The sequence below is a fragment of the Pseudomonas sp. JV449 genome (genome assembly GCF_032424295.1).
Classification (GTDB): domain Bacteria; phylum Pseudomonadota; class Gammaproteobacteria; order Pseudomonadales; family Pseudomonadaceae; genus Aquipseudomonas; species Aquipseudomonas marginalis.
This window is the reverse complement of the sequence record NZ_VYKD01000007.1, coordinates 49,654-66,445: the sequence shown is the minus strand read 5'-3', so window position 1 is coordinate 66,445 and position 16,792 is coordinate 49,654. Positions and strand designations below refer to the sequence as shown.

The 16,792-nt window shown below is 61.4% G+C and carries 17 protein-coding genes; 11 read left to right on the top strand and 6 right to left on the bottom strand.

What is annotated here, in order from left to right:
- Positions 1–21: 21 nt before the first annotated feature.
- Positions 22–1,248, bottom strand: coding sequence for a gephyrin-like molybdotransferase Glp (glp, locus tag F6S08_RS09815; RefSeq protein ID WP_137212963.1), 1,227 nt, complete (start codon positions 1,246–1,248; stop codon positions 22–24).
- Positions 1,232–1,771 carry a molybdenum cofactor biosynthesis protein B gene (gene moaB / locus F6S08_RS09810; protein ID WP_027607019.1) on the bottom strand — a complete coding sequence of 180 codons (540 nt, stop codon included), beginning with the start codon at positions 1,769–1,771 and terminating at the stop codon, positions 1,232–1,234. The genes glp and moaB overlap by 17 nt, the downstream gene beginning before the upstream one ends.
- Before the next feature lie 76 nt (positions 1,772–1,847).
- Here moaB and mobA point away from each other — a divergent pair, with 76 nt between their 5' ends.
- Together mobA and F6S08_RS09800 are read left to right on the top strand one after the other, a co-directional pair.
- A complete protein-coding gene (gene mobA, locus F6S08_RS09805; RefSeq protein ID WP_137212964.1) occupies positions 1,848–2,450 on the top strand; it encodes a molybdenum cofactor guanylyltransferase MobA in 603 nt (200 codons plus the stop codon).
- 81 nt (positions 2,451–2,531) lie between these two features.
- Positions 2,532–2,753 (top strand): YgdI/YgdR family lipoprotein, encoded by a 222-nt coding sequence (locus F6S08_RS09800; RefSeq protein WP_010211805.1) that lies wholly within the window; start codon positions 2,532–2,534, stop codon positions 2,751–2,753.
- A gap of 55 nt (positions 2,754–2,808) precedes the next feature.
- Here F6S08_RS09800 and F6S08_RS09795 read toward each other — a convergent pair whose 3' ends face one another.
- The 3 genes from F6S08_RS09795 to F6S08_RS09785 all read right to left on the bottom strand — a co-directional run bounded on the left by F6S08_RS09795 (position 2,809) and on the right by F6S08_RS09785 (position 4,413).
- Positions 2,809–3,699: a pseudouridine synthase gene (locus tag F6S08_RS09795; RefSeq protein ID WP_065924549.1), complete on the bottom strand. Its 891-nt coding sequence runs from the start codon at positions 3,697–3,699 to the stop codon at positions 2,809–2,811.
- 67 nt (positions 3,700–3,766) lie between these two features.
- On the bottom strand, positions 3,767–4,102 hold the full coding sequence (locus tag F6S08_RS09790; protein WP_010565034.1) for a hypothetical protein: 336 nt from the start codon (positions 4,100–4,102) through the stop codon (positions 3,767–3,769).
- A gap of 74 nt (positions 4,103–4,176) precedes the next feature.
- Complete coding sequence (locus F6S08_RS09785) at positions 4,177–4,413, bottom strand: glutaredoxin family protein (RefSeq protein ID WP_027607016.1); 237 nt, start codon at positions 4,411–4,413, stop codon at positions 4,177–4,179.
- Between the two features lie 306 nt (positions 4,414–4,719).
- Here F6S08_RS09785 and F6S08_RS09780 point away from each other — a divergent pair, with 306 nt between their 5' ends.
- Positions 4,720–6,456, top strand: a complete 1,737-nt coding sequence (locus F6S08_RS09780) for a cation:proton antiporter (RefSeq protein WP_137212966.1) — start codon at positions 4,720–4,722, stop codon at positions 6,454–6,456.
- Here F6S08_RS09780 and F6S08_RS09775 read toward each other — a convergent pair.
- A complete protein-coding gene (locus F6S08_RS09775) occupies positions 6,443–7,651 on the bottom strand; it encodes an ammonium transporter (RefSeq protein WP_065924455.1) in 1,209 nt (402 codons plus the stop codon). The genes F6S08_RS09780 and F6S08_RS09775 overlap by 14 nt on opposite strands.
- A 345-nt stretch (positions 7,652–7,996) precedes the next feature.
- Between F6S08_RS09775 and F6S08_RS09770 the strand changes: the two genes are divergently transcribed.
- From F6S08_RS09770 to F6S08_RS09735, 8 genes are all read left to right on the top strand, one after another.
- Positions 7,997–8,311, top strand: a complete 315-nt coding sequence (locus F6S08_RS09770) for a YqjD family protein (protein WP_012723021.1) — start codon at positions 7,997–7,999, stop codon at positions 8,309–8,311.
- 2 nt (positions 8,312–8,313) lie between these two features.
- Complete coding sequence (locus tag F6S08_RS09765; RefSeq protein WP_012723020.1) at positions 8,314–8,697, top strand: phage holin family protein; 384 nt, start codon at positions 8,314–8,316, stop codon at positions 8,695–8,697.
- Positions 8,694–9,032, top strand: a complete 339-nt coding sequence (locus F6S08_RS09760) for a hypothetical protein (RefSeq protein WP_027607013.1) — start codon at positions 8,694–8,696, stop codon at positions 9,030–9,032. The genes F6S08_RS09765 and F6S08_RS09760 overlap by 4 nt, the downstream gene beginning before the upstream one ends.
- Before the next feature lie 89 nt (positions 9,033–9,121).
- Positions 9,122–10,285 (top strand): EAL domain-containing protein, encoded by a 1,164-nt coding sequence (locus tag F6S08_RS09755; protein WP_027607012.1) that lies wholly within the window; start codon positions 9,122–9,124, stop codon positions 10,283–10,285.
- A 71-nt stretch (positions 10,286–10,356) separates the two neighbouring features.
- Positions 10,357–11,688, top strand: a complete 1,332-nt coding sequence (locus F6S08_RS09750; protein ID WP_065924453.1) for a deoxyguanosinetriphosphate triphosphohydrolase — start codon at positions 10,357–10,359, stop codon at positions 11,686–11,688.
- A 171-nt stretch (positions 11,689–11,859) separates the two neighbouring features.
- Positions 11,860–12,255 carry a response regulator gene (locus tag F6S08_RS09745; RefSeq protein ID WP_065924452.1) on the top strand — a complete coding sequence of 132 codons (396 nt, stop codon included), beginning with the start codon at positions 11,860–11,862 and terminating at the stop codon, positions 12,253–12,255.
- Positions 12,256–12,511: 256 nt separating this feature from the next.
- Complete coding sequence (locus F6S08_RS09740; RefSeq protein ID WP_065924451.1) at positions 12,512–13,132, top strand: response regulator transcription factor; 621 nt, start codon at positions 12,512–12,514, stop codon at positions 13,130–13,132.
- Between the two features lie 8 nt (positions 13,133–13,140).
- Positions 13,141–16,776: a transporter substrate-binding domain-containing protein gene (locus F6S08_RS09735; protein ID WP_315871338.1), complete on the top strand. Its 3,636-nt coding sequence runs from the start codon at positions 13,141–13,143 to the stop codon at positions 16,774–16,776.
- Positions 16,777–16,792: the final 16 nt, after the last annotated feature.

Sequence of the window (16,792 nt, the reverse complement as noted above, 5' to 3'; positions counted from 1 at the left end):
CTTCCACATTTGGATTGGGGGTCAATTCAAGACTTCACTCAGAGGGATGAAATTGACTCGATCGCCGATGTCCAGCGTCGTCCCTTCCAACACCTCCACAAACCCCTCCGCCCACGCCGCGCTGCGCAGCACGCCGGAGCTCTGGTTGCGGTAGATGATCGCCTTGCCCTGTTCGATGCGCCCGCGCAGATACTCGCGGCGGTTGCCCGGCTTGGGCCAGGTGAACCCCACCGGCACGTCGAAACGCAGCGGTTCCACGTCCGCCACACCCTGGCGGCGCAGCAAGTAGGGGCGCGCCAACAGCGCAAAGGTCACCAGGGTCGAGGCCGGATTGCCCGGCAGGCCGATCACCGGCACGCCACGGAAATGACCAAAAGTCAGGGGTTTGCCCGGCTTGATCGCCAGCTTCCATAACGCCAGCTCACCCTCTTCGCGCAGGGCAATACCCAGGAAATCCGCCTCGCCCACCGACACACCGCCCGTGGACAAAATCAGATCAACCGCCCTCAAGCCTGCCAGTCGCGAACGGGTCTGCTCCAGGTCGTCCGGCAGGATGCCTGCGTCGATGACTTCGCAACCCATGCGCTCAAGCCAGGAACACAACACGCGGCGATTGCTGTTGTAGATCTGGCCCGGACCGAGGGGCAAACCGGGCTCGATCAGTTCATCGCCGGTGGACAACACGGCGACACGCGGGCGGCGGATCACGTCCAGCCGATCACGGCCAAGGGAAGCCGCCAGGCCCAGCTCGATCGGGCCCAGGCGCGTACCGGCCGTGAGCACCCGCTCGCCGACGGTGGTTTCCTGGCCTTGGGGGCGGATGTTCTGGTTGGGCTGCAACGGTTCGCTGAAGCTCACGCGCTCATCGGCGTGGACCACGGCGTTTTCCTGCATTTCCACGCAGTCCGCGCCTTCCGGTACCGGCGCCCCGGTGAAGATGCGCGCACAGGTGCCGGCCGCCAGCGGCTGCGGCGCCTGGCCAGCGAAAATACGCTGGCTGACGGGCAAGGGTTCACCGGTCCAATCCGCCAGGCGCACGGCGTAACCGTCCATGGCGCTGTTGGGCCAGGGCGGCAGGTCGAGGGTGGAGACCAGATCCTGGGCCAATACACGGCCGTCGCACTCGGCCAGGGGCAGCACGTGCTGCTCGCGGATCGGCGCGGCTTCGGCCATCGCCAGCAGCTGTTGCAGGGCGTGTTCTACCGGCATCAGGGCGCCGGTCTTGCCGGGCTTACCCACGGGATTCACAGGGTTCGGCCAGCTTCAGGTGCGGCACGAAGTTGCAGGGGCGATGACGGTTATCCAGTTGTTCGGCGAGGATGCCATCCCAACCGGTGCGCACGGCATTGGTGGAGCCCGGCAGGCAGCACACCAGGGTGCCGTTGGCCAGGCCGGCCAGGGCGCGGGATTGCACGGTGGAGGTGCCGATGTCGGCCACGGAGATCTGGCGGAACAGTTCGCCAAAGCCGTCGACCTGTTTGTCGAGCAGGCAGCCGACCGCTTCGGGGGTGCTGTCGCGGCCGGTGAAGCCGGTGCCGCCGGTGATCAACACCACTTGCACCACGTCTTCGGCAATCCAGTGGGCGACCTGGGCGCGGATCTTGTAGAGGTCGTCCTTGAGCAGCACGCGCTCGGCCAGGTGGTGGCCGGCGGCGGTGAGGCGGTCGACGAAGACCTGGCCCGAGGTGTCGGTGTCCAGGGTGCGGGTGTCGCTGACGGTCAATACCGCGATATTCAGGGGTACGAAGGGTGCATCGGCCTTGGCTTTCATGGCACGGTCCGGTTGTCGAAGGAACGGCCCGATGTTATATCACAGGCCCCTGTTCAGCTGCCTGCGCGGAACCCACATGCCACTCGACTCAATCCCCCTGCCCTGTTCGATCCTGCTGTTGGCCGGTGGCCGCGGCCAGCGCATGGGCGGCCAGGACAAAGGCCTGCTGGACTGGCACGGCCTGCCCTTGATCGCACACGTGCAGCGCCTGGTACGGCCACTGACCGATGACCTGATCATCTCGTGCAACCGCAACCAGGCGCAGTACGCCGCCTATGCCGACCAGTTGGTAAGCGACGACAGCCCGGATTTTCCCGGGCCGCTGGCAGGTATCCGCGCAGGACTGGCCGCCGCGCGCCATGGGCACCTGCTGATCCTGCCGTGCGATGTGCCCCATATCGACGCTCGACTCCTCGCCGACCTGCGTGAAACCGCGCAACGCCATCCCTTGTTGCCGGTGATGGTGCGCCACGGTGAATTCTGGGAACCCTTGATCTGCATCCTCCCCATCGGCCTGCGAACCGAGGTAGAACAGGCCTGGCATGCCGGTGAACGCAGCCCGCGAAAGATCCTCCTGCAATTGGGCGGCGTGGGCGTGGAATGCCCAACCGATGACCCGCGCCTGGCCAACCTGAATACACCAGAGCTGTTGCGCCCAAGGTCTGACGTGTCAGAATGAACCTTCGCACAAGGAACTTTGGCGACGTCTCACACGTCTCAAGGTCAGCAATCAAAAAGTATTCTCTTGGAGACAACACCCATGACTCAACGGACCATCGCCGCTCTCATGCTTGCACTGGGCCTGGCTACCCTCGCCGGTTGCGCCTCGCCGACAGTGATCACCCTGAATGACGGTCGCGAAATCCAGGCCGTCGACACCCCGAAATACAACGAAGATTCGGGTTTCTACGAATTCGAACAGCTTGATGGCAAGCGAACCCGCATCAACAAAGATCAGGTTCGCACCGTTAAAGACCTGTAAGCCTCAGCGCTTGCACACAAGGCCCGCCTCGCGCGGGCCTTGTCGTTTCCGGGGGTTACCAGTCGAGGGTGATGAGGCTTCGAAACCGGCGTTCTTCAGCGGTGACCGGGTCGATAAACCGCACGCCCTGGGCCAGCAGCTTGAGGGGATTGGCGTAATCATCGACCGCATCCTTGATCACGTCCGGATAGAACGGATCGTTGCAGATGCTCGCCCCCAGCGCGGTCATGTGTACACGCAGCTGGTGTTTCTTGCCGGTCACGGGAAACAGGCCGTAGCGCCATAAGTCGCCGTTCTTTTCCCGCACCTCCACCGCTGTTTCGGTGTTGCTGGCACCGGGGCCTTCCTGCATGCGGAAGAAAGGTTCGCCATCCACCAGGCGGCTTTTGTGTACCAACGGGAACGTCAGGCCAGGCAAAGCCGGGGCGATGGCTTCGTAGAATTTATCGATCCGGCGCGTGGGAAACAGCTGCTGATAGGCCGAACGGCTGGCCGGGTTGGCCGAGAACAGCACCAGCCCGGCGGTGTGTCGGTCGATGCGGTGCAGGGGCACCAGCGCCGGGTTGTCCAGGCGGCGAATCAGGCGGCGCAGCAGGGTTTGCTCGACGTACTCGCCGGCCGGGGTCACGGGCAGGAAGTGCGGTTTGTCCGCCACCACCAGGTGCTCATCGGCGTAGAGGATGCTTTCCTGCACCGGGATGACTTTTTCGTTGGGGACTTCACGGAAGTAATAGATGCACAGGCCTTCCCTGTAGGCCAGGTCCAGGGGGATCGGGGTGCCAGTGACATCCAGCACCCGCCCACGGGCGATGCGGTCCAGCCACTGTTCGCGACTGATCGCCGCAAAGTGCTCGCACAGGCACTCCAGCACCGTCGCCCAGGGGCCAGGTGGCAGGTACAGGGTGCTGGCTTGGTGCTGGGACGCGGAAAAAGCGGATGTGGACATGCTCGAAGCCTTGAAAAAACAGGCGGGCATTATCCCGCATCAAGCGGGATGAAACCTAGGGCGGATCTCAGGCCTTGGCCAATTCCGCGCGCAGGATCGGCGAAGCACTCGCCGCCTCGGTGAACTCCTTGAGCCAGCGCAGCACGTCCACCGCTTCCCAGCGGCCGGGATCGTAAAGCGCGTACAACAGGCCCTGGTAACCCACCACATCGAGCTGCTTGTGATAACCGGCGCGCTGGAACAACGCCTCGATCTCGGCAAAGCAGGTATTGAAATGCACTTTGTTAAACGGCGTCTTGCCTTCCGTGACCAGGCCGTCGAGGCGCAGCTCGTTCACCGCGTCGCGCACGACATCGGCAGACATGCGATTGACGCTGCTTTTCAGTTGTTCAACATTCACCACGGGCGTTCCCTCTATTCAATCGCTGTACAAACATACAGTAACGTAATATTCGGAAACCCGCCATCGCATAAACGTCAGCGCAGGAAGGCGACAACCTGATCCGCATCGAAGGGCCAATCCAGTTCAGCCCCCGTGTCCACCCGCCGAAGCACCGGAATCCTTAGGCCATAGGCGTCGGTCAGGTCGTCGGGGTCGGTGATATCAACCAACTCGACCAGCAACCCGCGTTCGACGAGCGGCATGATTTCGGCTTCGGCAATTTCACAAAGATGGCAACCCAGGGTGCCGAACAACTGGCATTCAGGAAGCATGACGAATGGCCCTGATCAGTAAGTAGACAAGCATTCTAATCCTCACAAAAACCTGTGGCGAGCGGGCTTGCCCCGCGTTGGGGCGCGAAGCGGCCCCGGTAGTGCCGCCGCGCTCCTTCAGACAGAAATACGGTGCTTGTTTTGGGGCCGCTTCGCAGCCCAACGCGGGGCAAGCCCGCTCGCCACAGGTACAGCGTTCGCTCCCCGGAAACCTGCCGGCCACAATAAACCCTGACCCAGATCACCATGGCCTATAACTGATTCAGCGATTCTCGCGGCTTTTTGCCCGCTCACCCTGCAACGGAGATGCTTGTGTTCGCCAACCTGCTGATCATTCTGGCCTCATCCCTGGTGGTGATTGCGCTGTTTCGCCGGCTGCAACTACCACCCGTGCTGGGCTACCTGTGCGTGGGCCTGGCCGTAGGGCCGACTGCCCTGGACTGGGTGAATGACAGCGAAGAGCTGCCCGATCTTGCCGAACTGGGCGTGGTGTTCCTGCTGTTTTCCCTGGGCCTGGAGTTTTCCCTGACCAGGATGCTCGCCCTGCGCCGCGTGGTGTTTGGCCTCGGCAGCTTGCAGGTGCTGGGGTGCAGCGTGCTGCTGGGGGGCCTGTTGATGGCCTTCGGTGTGGCACCGGGCATCGCCTTGTTGCTGGGTGCGGGGCTGGCGCTGTCGTCCACGGCGATCGTTAGCAAGGAACTGACCAGCCTCGGCGAAATCTTCAGCAGCCATGGCCAGAACGCGATCGGCGTGTTGCTGTTCCAGGATGTGGTGGCGGTGTTGCTGCTGACGCTGGTGCCGGTGTTCGCCGGCAGCAGCGAACAGGCCTGGTACTGGGCGTTGCCGCTGACGCTGGGCAAAACCGTGGTGTTGTTCGTGGGCCTGTTGCTCGCCAGCCGCTGGTTATTGCCGCGCTTGTTTCATGAGGTCGCAGCTTCCCATTCGGCGGAGCTGTTTGTGCTGCTGGCGCTGGTGATCGTCTTGCTGACCGCCTGGCTCACGCATCTGCTGGGCCTCTCCCCTGCCCTCGGTGCCTTCCTGGCCGGCATGCTGCTGGGCGAAAGCCATTACCGCCATCAGATCGAAGCGGATATCCGGCCCTTCCGCGACATCCTGCTGGGGCTGTTTTTCGTCAGCATCGGCATGCTTATCGACCTGCAGTTGTTCGTCAGCCACAGTCTGTTGATCCTCGGCATGACCCTCGCGCTGATGCTGATCAAAGGCAGTGTGGTGGCTGCGCTGGTCAAGCTGCGCGGCAGCGACAGTGAAACCGCCTGGCGCAGCGGCCTGGCCCTGGCCCAGGGCGGTGAGTTCTGTTTTGCGCTGATGGCGCAGATGCAACAGAGCCGGCTGATACCCGATGAATTCAACGGTCTGCTGCTCGCCGCCACGTTCTGTTCGATGCTGTTGACGCCACTGCTGTTGCGCGCCGCGCCGGCGATTGCCCTGCGCCTGCATCGTAAGCCCAACCAACAGGTACAACTTGAAGAAATTGCCGCCCTCAACGCCCAATTACACGGGCATGCGGTCATCTGCGGCTATGGCCGGGTCGGGCAATCCATCGGGCGCTTTCTGCGCAATGAGCAACAGGCGTTTATCGCCCTGGATGACGACCCGGAACGGGTCCAGGAAGCCGCCACCGAAGACAGCAGCGTGCATTACGGCGACTGTCGCCGTGGCGCCTTGCTCAGTGCCGTGGGCCTGGAACGGGCGCGCCTGGTGGTGATTGCCGTGGACAACAGTGATGTGGCCCTTGCGGTGCTCAAGGAAGCCCGCCATATCAACCCCGACGTGCCGATCCTGGTGCGCACCCGCGATGACAGCCAGTGGGCTGAATTGAAAGCCGCGGGCGCCAGCGAAGTGGTGCCCGAGCTGCTGGAGTCAAGCCTGATGCTCGCCTCCCACGCCTTGATCCTGCTGGGCCTGCCGGACCAACAGGTGCAGGCGCGGGTCGATGAAGTCCGGCATAACCGCTATCGCCTGCTGCACGGTTTCTACACGCACCCGAGCACCGACGAAGAGGCGCCTATCAATCCTGACTGACCGCACCGATCTTGTGGATCGACAGATCTGCGCCGTAATACTCCTCCTCCTGGCTCAGGCGCAGCCCGTGTACGCGCTTGATCACGCCATACACCAGCAGGCCGCCGCCGAACGCGACGACCACACCGAGTCCCGTACCGATCAATTGGCTGATCAGACTCACGCCGCCCAATCCCCCCAGCGCCTTTTGCCCAAAGATGCCGCAGGCAATCCCGCCCCATACACCGCACAGGCCATGCAGTGGCCACACCCCCAGCACATCGTCGATCTTCCAGCGGTCCTGGGCGGCGATAAAGCACCACACAAACAGCCCGCCCGCAACCACACCGGTGACCAGCGCGCCCACCGGATGCATCAGGTCGGAACCCGCGCAGATCGCCACCAGCCCGGCCAACGGACCGTTATGCAGGAAGCCTGGGTCGTTGCGGCCGATCACCAGGGCGGCGACGGTGCCGCCGACCATGGCCATCAGCGAGTTCACCGCCACCAGGCCGCTGACGCCGTCCAGGGTCTGCGCGCTCATCACGTTAAAGCCGAACCAGCCGACAATCAGGATCCACGAGCCCAACGCCAGGAACGGAATGCTCGACGGCGCAAACGCCACCAGGCGCCCTTCCCGGTAGCGCCCATTGCGCGGGCCCAGCAGCAGCACCGCCGCGAGCGCCAGCCAGCCGCCCATGGCATGCACCACCACCGAGCCGGCAAAGTCATGGAAGCTGGCGCCGAACGTCTTGAGCAACCAGGCCTGCAAACCGAAATTGCCGTTCCACACCATGCCTTCGAAAAACGGATAGATAAACGCCACGATCAACGCGGTGGCGCACAACTGCGGAGCGAACTTTGCACGCTCCGCAATACCGCCGGAGATGATCGCCGGGATCGCTGCCGCAAACGTCAGCAGGAAGAAGAACTTCACCAGGCCATAACCATGGTCGGCGCTGATCACGGCCGCCGGTTGCATGAAGCTCACCCCGTAGGAGATCCAATAGCCTATAAAGAAATAGGCCAGGGTGGAGATGGCGAAGTCGCTGAGGATCTTCGACAGGGCGTTGACCTGGTTTTTCTGGCGCACCGTCCCGACTTCCAGAAACGCGAAGCCGGCGTGCATGGCCAGGACCATGACCGCACCGATCAGGATAAACAGGGTATTGGAGCTGTGGACCAGAGTGTCCACCGCACTTTGCAGATTTTCCATTGAAGTTGGCAGGCCTGTGTAAGGCAAAAAGCACCAAAGCGGTTCAAGCCAGGGGTTGCGCGCACTAAATTGGCACCTCCGGCACCGCCCCTCTTCAGAGGGCGTGAACCGCTTTAGCGCAGCGTTCAACACAACCGGCCGTTGCCGACAGGGTTTTTCCGCGAGTTTGAGTTATTTAGGGTAAGGTTTTTCGAGACCTGAGCCCCGACCGCCCGGATTCAGCGCAAGCCACGGGGCGTGCGCACCAAGGCAAAGCAAAAGCTGTACCAGACAATTGCACTGAACCTTCACCGATACCGGTGACTCGAAACCACACGTACCGATCAGCCAATCACGGAGATAACCATGGCCAGAAGAACTGCAAAGACTGCTCAAGAAATACTGATGGCGGATTTTCAAACTCTGGTGACTGACACCGAAAGGTTGCTGGACGACACCAAGGTGCTTGCGGGCGACCAGGCCGATGAGCTGCGCGCCAAGATTCATGACACGCTGTTGCAGGCCCGCGAAACCCTCAAGCAAACCGAAGACTCCCTGCGCGAACGCGGCCAGGCGGCGGTCACCGCGACCGAAGATTACGTGCAGGCCAACCCTTGGCAGTCGGTAGGCATTGCCGCCGGCGTGGGCTTTCTGATCGGCCTGCTGGCCACAAGGCGCTAATCATGTCTATCGGCGAAACTGGCTCGTCCACGGGTACCACCTCACGACGCCTGGGCGCGGCCGTTCTTGGCTTGCTGCACAGCCACGTCGAACTGTTTGGCATCGAATTGCAGGAGCAGAAGGCCCGTACCGTCAGCCTGCTGCTGTTTGCCGGCCTGGCGCTGGTATTTGCCCTGTTGTTGCTGGTGGGGTTGTCGACACTGGTGATGATCCTGGTATGGGACACCGGCTACCGCCTGACCGGGATCATCTGCCTCTGCGTGTTCTACAGCCTGGCCGCTGCCTTCTGCGGAGTGCGCTTGAAAGCGGCGGTGTTCGATGAGTCCACGCCGTTCCACGCCACCCTTGAAGAGCTGGCCAATGATCGGGAGCGCCTGCTGCCATGAGCTCGAATGAAATCCAGCAAACCTCCCGCCGGGAAATGCGCAAGGCCTTGATCCGCCTGCGCATGGAGATGCACCGCCAGGAGATACGCCACGAATCCCAGCAATTGATGGCGCCGCTGAACAAGGTGCGCAACCTGGGCCAAAACTTTCAGGGCGGCCTGGGCATCAAGCACGCGCCGCTGTGGGGCGTGGCCGCTGTAACCCTGATCGGTTTCTTCACCGGCAAGGGCGCCAAGGGCGGCGGTATCAGCAGTGTGACGCGCCTGGTGCGCCTCGGTGCCGGCCTGATCCCGCTGATCAAACTGGCCATGCAGGGCAATTCACGCAAAGGTTGAGCCTGCTGGCTGCATTCTTGCTAACAGAATGGCCCGGTCCTCGTTTCGAGGGCCGGGTCTTTTTTCGCCAGTGTTTTTAAGGAGGCCCCGTGATCGACGGGCAACCGCTCGCCTGCTTCCAACCGTTTATCGATACCGCCACCGGGCGCATTGCCGGCGTCGAGGCCTTGGGGCGTCTACGCCAGGCTGATGGCCGCCTGCAGTCCGTTGGCCCGCTGTTCGCCGACCCACGCACGCCAGGCGCGAGCTTGCGCCGTCTCGACCGGCAGATTCGCGACAACGCGTTAAGCCGCCTGCATGAAGCCCCCGAAGACTGGTTCCTCAGCCTGAATATCTCGCCGCGCTGGATCAACCAATTGCGTCCGGGCCAGGCGCTGCCGAGCCTCAAACAGATCCACAGCCATGGCGTCGACCCGCAGCGCATCGTGTTCGAGATCACCGAACTGGGCGGCGACATCCAGCGCCTGGCCGAGGTGGTGGCACGTTATCGCGAGGCCGGTGCGCGCATCGCCATCGATGATTTCGGCGCCGGCTATTCCCAGCTTGACCGGGTATTGGCGCTGCAGCCGGACATCCTCAAGCTGGACATGCGCCTGTTCCAGCAAGCCGCCAGGGGCGGACCGAGCAGTGACGTCGTGCGGGCGCTGGCGCAGATGGCGGAAAAGACCGGCTGCTGGATCATTGCCGAAGGCGTGGAAACCGAGGCGCAGCTGAGCTTCGCCCTGGAATGCGGTTCGCGCTACGTGCAGGGCTATCTGTTTGCCCAGGCGCAATTGGACTGGTTCGCCACCGACGCCTTCGTGCCGCGCTTTGACCAACTGCGCGCGGCGTATGTTCAGCAGAAGCTGGCCGAACGCGGGCGCATCATGCAACTGCGCCAGCAATTGACCGAACTGATGAAGATCCTGCAATCCTGGGCACAGGCCCAAGCCCCGCTGGATCACTTGCCCCAACTGCCGGCCTTCCCCTGGCTGCTGCGTTTTTACCAATGCGACCGGCATGGCACCCAGTTGACCCCCAACTTCGAATGGCGCCAGGACGCCTGGCAGGCCGACAGCCGCTACCTGGGCCACAACTGGTCATGGCGCCCGTACTTCTATCACCTGCTGGCCGAAGGTTGGGAGGAGCGTCGCCTGACGCTGTCCTCGACCTACCGCGATGCAACCACCAACCAGTACTGCCTCACCGCCGGACAATTCTTCGATAACGGTCAGCGCTTGCTGTTAATCGATATCGACGCGGCCGGCCTGTAGATTTTCGCTTGCCCCGCCAAGGCGGAACCGGGAAGCTGGGCGGGTCATTCACCGTACGGAGAGTACCCGCCTTGGATTGGCCCACCCTGCTTACCCGCGAACGCCTTGGAAAACCCCTGCACAGCCCGGAAGAACTAGGCCGCAGCCCGTTTCACAAAGACCATGACCGCATTATCTTCTCCGGCGCGTTTCGCCGCCTGGGCCGCAAGACCCAAGTGCACCCGGTGTCCAGCAACGACCATATCCACACACGCCTGACCCACTCCCTGGAAGTCAGTTGCGTAGGCCGCTCCCTCGGCATGCGCGTGGGCGAAACCCTGCGCAGCGCCCTGCCCGACTGGTGTGACCCGAGCGACCTGGGCATGGTGGTGCAATCGGCCTGCCTGGCCCATGACATCGGCAACCCGCCGTTCGGGCATTCAGGCGAAGACGCCATCCGCCACTGGTTCCAACAGGCAGCGGGGCGCGGCTGGCTGGACGACATGAGCAGCGCCGAGCGCAATGACTTCCTCAACTTCGAAGGCAATGCCCAAGGCTTCCGGGTACTGACCCAACTGGAATACCACCAGTTCGACGGCGGCACGCGCCTGACCTACGCGACCTTGGGCACGTACCTCAAGTACCCCTGGACCGCCCGCCACGCCGATTCCCTGGGTTACAAGAAACACAAGTTCGGCTGCTACCAGAGCGAACTGCCGATCCTCGAACAGATCGCCAGCAAGCTCGGCCTGCCGCAACTCGAGGAACAACGCTGGGCTCGCCACCCACTGGTCTATCTGATGGAGGCGGCAGACGACATCTGCTACGCCTTGATCGACCTGGAGGACGGCCTGGAAATGGACCTGCTGGAGTACACCGAAGTCGAGTCACTGCTGCTCGACCTGGTGGGCGACGACCTGCCGCAGACCTACCGGCAACTGGGCGCCCAGGACTCGCGCCGACGCAAGCTGGCGATCCTGCGCGGCAAGGCCATCGAGCACTTGACCAACGCCGCGGCGCGCGCCTTCGTCGAACAACAGGAGGCCTTGCTTGCCGGCACCCTGCCCGGCGACCTGGTGGAGCACATGCACGGCCCCGCCAAACGCTGCGTGCTGGATGCCAAGGACATGGCGCGCAAGAAAATCTTCCAGGACAAGCGCAAGACCCTCCACGAGATCGGCGCCTACACCACCCTGGAAATCCTGTTGAACGCCTTCTGCGGCGCGGCCCTGGAGCAGCACGGCGGACGCACGCCGTCGTTCAAGAACCGGCGCATTCTCGACCTGTTGGGCAACAACGCGCCGGACCCTGCATGGCCGCTGCACAGGTCGTTCCTGCGGATGATCGACTTCATCGCCGGCATGACCGACAGCTACGCCACCGAGATGGCACGGGAGATGACCGGGCGCTCCAGCCCTCAATAACCTGGCTGATCACGCCGCCTGTTCACTGAACAGAATCTGCCTACGATGGGAACAGAGCGGCCTGATCGAATTCGCACAAGCGCCCGAAGAATAATCGCGCACGCTCCGGGCAGGTCTGGCGAACAGTTCCTACGTGCCCCCTATCGACGCTTGACTCACCGTGTGCCTTCTATGCCCCACTACCCCTTTCGGATCCTGTTGGTGGAGGACCATCCCTTTCAGCTCCTCGCCACCCAATGCCTGCTGAGAAGCTTCGGCTTCGAGCACCTGGCCCCGGCCGAAAACGCCGAGCAGGCAATCCGTTTGATGACCCAGGCCGAGGCGCCCTTCGACATCATCCTCTGTGACCAGTGCCTGCCCGACCTGCCCGGTCTTGAGTTGATTGAAATCGCCAGTCGCCAATGCTTTATCAAGGCCGCCATCTTGCTCAGCGGACTTCCCGAGGCAGAACTTTCAGCGTTGCAAACCCAAGCCCTCAAACGTGGCCTGCCATTGCTCGGTTACTTGCCAAAGCCGTTGAATAAAGATGAGCTTGCACGTTTGACCCATACATTACTCACGTTATAAATGTAGGACTTTAAACAGATCGACCGGTCGGAAAAATCGCGCATAACCACTGTAAAGTCCTTGCCATGTTCCTTCGGCCCATGCCCCTGCGGAACCTTGGCCTCTTGCGTTACAGCTCCTTAGAGACAGGTAGGCTTTTACCTTTTTTAATGTAGGAACTTTCCTGTTTTATACCTGCCACCCCCCAAGTTCATGCTTATCCATCGGCTTCTGAGCTAATGTGCCCGCTTTATTTGTACTTGCATGGAATATGATCATGAATACAGTTTTTATTATTGACGACCATCCGGTTATAAGACTTGCCATACGAATGTTGTTGGAGCACGAAGAAAATTTCAAAGTAGTCGGCGAAACGGATAACGGATGCGACGCCATCCAAATGGTCCGCGAATGCATGCCGGACCTGATCATCCTCGACATCAGCATTCCAAAACTCGACGGGCTGGAAGTGCTTTGCCGATTCAACGCCATGAACGCGTCGATGAAAACCCTGGTGCTGACGGCTCAATCCCCCACCCTGTTTGCCACGCGTTGCATGCGTTCGGGAGCCGATGGCTACGTGTGCAAGGAAGGTGACCTGAGCGAGCTGATGAGCGCCATCCGCGCTGTACTGTCCGGTTATAACTACTTCCCCAGCCAAGCCTTGAACACCAACGATGAGGCCTGCAAGGAACTTGAACTGTTCAAGGCGGTTAACGATCGGGAGTTGATGGTATTACAACTTTTCGCACAAGGTCGCACCAACAAGGAAATAGCAAAAGGTATGTTCTTGAGCAACAAAACAGTAAGCACTTATAAAAAGAGGCTGATGCAGAAACTTCAAGCCAAGTCCTTGGTAGAACTTATCGAGATGGCAAAACGGAACGCGCTAGTGTGAGAAACAGGATGCCCAGGCGTATAAAGGACTATTTGATTATATTGAGTGCCGGTTTGTGCTTCAGCACCGCCGTGCCTGCCACCCCTCCAGCGAGCCCGGAGCATTTCAACCTTTTGAGTCGTGCGAGCTCCGTGCAGCTGGAACCCTACCTGAACAAGGCCCAGCGCCAATGGCTCCAGAACAAACGCGAACTGGTACTGGGCGCGGCGTTTCCTGACTACCCGCCTTTTGACCTCACCTCCAGCGGGCGTGACTATGAGGGACTCACCGCCGACTACGCCGGCTTGCTGGCAATGGCGCTGGACGTGCCGGTAAAAGTGTTGCGCTACCCCTCCCGAGAGGCCGCCATTCATGCCCTCGAAGCGGGTGAAATCGATTTACTGGGTTCCTCCAACAGCTTTGAAGCGGCAAATCCCAACCTGACCCTGTCGGAGCCGTACGCCGTGGACCGGCCAGTGCTGGTGACCCGCGAAGGCGAAACCCGCAGCCTGGCTGATGGGCTGGCCGGCATGCGCCTGGCACTGGTCTATCACTATCTGCCACTGCACGAAGTGGAAAGGCTCTACCCCAAGGCAATCATCCGTGCCTACCCTTCTTATCAAAACGCCTTGAATGCAGTGGCCTTCGACCAGGCAGACGTCTTTCTCGGCGATACCATTTCCACCCACTACATGATCAACAAGGGTTACCTGAAAAACATTCGCATGGCGAACTTCGGCAAACATGAAGCCTATGGATTCAGCTTTGCCATGCCCCAGGAACAGCAGACGCTGTTGAGCATCGTCGACGCCGTCCTGAGGGCCGTGCCCGCTGCCGAACGGGAAACCATTGCCAAACGCTGGAGTGCCGGCAGCGACATCCTCCTGACCGACCAAAAGCTGCAACTGACCCTTCGCGAAGAACGTTGGCTGAGGGAGAACCCGGTCGTCAAAGTGATCGTGAACCCTACCTTTGCGCCGCTGACCTTCTTCGACGCCGATGGCAATTTTCGCGGCATTACCGCCGACCTGCTGGAACTGATTCGCCTACGCACCGGGCTGCGCTTCGAGATCCAGCGCGGGCGTGATGTGAACACCATGATCGAGCATGTAGAGAGCGGCAAAGCGGACATCGTCGGCGCAATCATCCCCAGCGTCGAGCGAGAAGCCCAACTGAACTTCAGTCGTCCCTACCTGGAAAACTCCTACGTGATGCTGACACGCAAGAACGGCCAGGCCCCTACGGGCCTGGAGGAAATGGAGGGCAAGCGTCTGGCGATCACGCAGGGCAGTCCGCTGAAAAAATTCCTGCGTGAGCACTTCCCAAAGATTCAGCTGGTAGATACCGGCGACACGTTCAAGTCAGCCGAACTGCTGGTACAAGGCCATGTAGAGGGCGCGGTGAATACCCTGGTGGTCGCCAATTACTTCCTGTCCTCGCAGATACTCCAGGACAAGATCCAAATCAGCTTCAGCATTGGCACGATGCCGGCCACCTTCGGGCTGGCGACATCCCGCAGCGCCACCGAACTCAGCTCGATTCTCGACAAGGCGTTGCTCAGCATCGCCCCGGACGAACTCGGCGTGATCAACAGTCGTTGGCGCGGTTATACCGCGGCCTCGGACAGTTACTGGCGCGACTATCACCAACTGATTGCGCGCATCGTCATCGGGACCGGCCTGCTGCTGCTGATTTCCCTGAGCTGGAACGCGTACATGCGCCGCCAGATCAAGCACCGCAAAATGGCCGAGCGCGCCCTCAATGATCAGTTCGAGTTCATGCGCGCCCTGGTCAATGAAACCCCACACCCGATCTACGTGCGTGACAACAAGGGGCTGCTGCAGACCTGCAACGACAGTTACCTGCAGGCGTTCGACGTCAAGCGCGAGGACGTGATAGGTAAAAGCGCGGTCCAGATCAGCACAGCCCTCGCAGTCGAGGCGGCGCAATACCATGCCGACTATCAGCGCGTGGTGGCCGAGGGCAACCCGTTGATCCTGGACCGCACCCTGCATATTCGCGGAAAAAAACTGACGATCTACCACTGGATCCTGCCGTACCGCGACTCCGTCGGTGAAGTCCAGGGCATCATCGGTGGCTGGATCGATATCAGTGAGCGACGCCAGTTGTTCGACGAACTCCGCACCGCCAAGGAGCGAGCCGACGAAGCCAATCGGGCCAAGAGCACGTTCCTCGCCACCATGAGCCACGAAATCCGCACACCGATGAACGCGGTGATCGGCATGCTCGAGCTGACCCTCAAGCGGGCGGACCAGGGCCACCTCGACCGCCCGGCCATCGAAGTCGCCTACAACTCGGCCAAGGATCTGCTGGAGCTTATCGGCGACATCCTGGACATCGCGCGGATTGAATCCGGTCGCCTCAGCCTGGCACCGGAACGCGTCAACCTGAGGGAGGTGATCGAGTCGGTGGTGCGTGTCTTCGACGGCCTGGCACGCCAGAAGACCCTTAGCCTGTTGCTGGAGTTCACGCCTGATCTGGAACACACCGAAGTGCTGATCGACCCGCTGCGCTTCAAGCAGGTGCTGTCCAACCTGATCAGCAACGCCATCAAGTTCACCGAACGTGGCCAGGTAAAGATCAAGGTGGAAGTATCGGCCACCGAACTGCCGCAGCAGGTCGAGATGAAACTGGTGGTGGAGGACACCGGCATCGGTATCAGCCGGGACGACCAGATGCGCCTGTTCGAACCCTTTGCCCAGGCGGACAACTCAGGACAGCTGGCCAGGAGCGGTGCGGGCCTCGGGCTGGTGATCTGTCGCAGCCTGTGCGCGATGATGGGCGGGCAACTGAGCCTGAGCAGCGTGCCCATGGTGGGCACCCAGGTGCATGTGAGCCTGAAGATGAATCGCCTGCAGGCGCTGCAGGTGGCCGAAGAACCCAAGCCCGCCGAGACCTCGAACGTGCCGGTGCTCAATGTGCTGGTGGTGGACGATCATCCGGCGAATCGCCTGTTGATGTGCCAGCAGCTCGGCTACCTGGGCCATCAGTACACCGCCGCCCGGAACGGCGCCTCCGGCTTCCAGGCCTGGCGCCAGGAGCACTTTGACCTGGTGATCGCCGATTGCAACATGCCGATCATGAATGGCTACGAACTGAGTCGTTCGATCCGCGAATACGAGGAGCGCGAACAACTGACGCCTTGCGTGGTACTGGGTTTTACCGCCAATGCCCAGCCCGAAGAGAAACAACGTTGTGCGCAGGCGGGCATGAATGACTGCCTGTTCAAACCCATCAACCTTACGGCGCTGGAGCTGCAACTGGCGAAGATCAGTCCTCAACCCAGCGGCATGACCCTGGACATCGGCAACTTCGAGGCCCTTACCGGTGGCGATCCACACATGAGCCGTCTCTTGCTGGAGGAGTTGCTGAGCAGCAGTCGCCAGGATCGCCAGGAGTTGGTTGCACTGATCGCTGCGCAGGCCTTGCCCGAAGAGATCATCGAACAGGCTCACAAGATCAAGGGGGCCGCGCGCATCGTTCAAGCCTCTGCGCTGGCCTCGCAATGCGAAGCCGTCGAACAGGCCTGTGCCCGGGGCGATGATCGGCCCCTGATCGAAGCGGGGGTGAAATCCCTGGAGAAGCTGATGCTGGAGTTGGAGAGGATGCTGCAAGTGCGGCTTGACGAACTGGATGGCCGATAAGGGGCGGGGCTGCGCC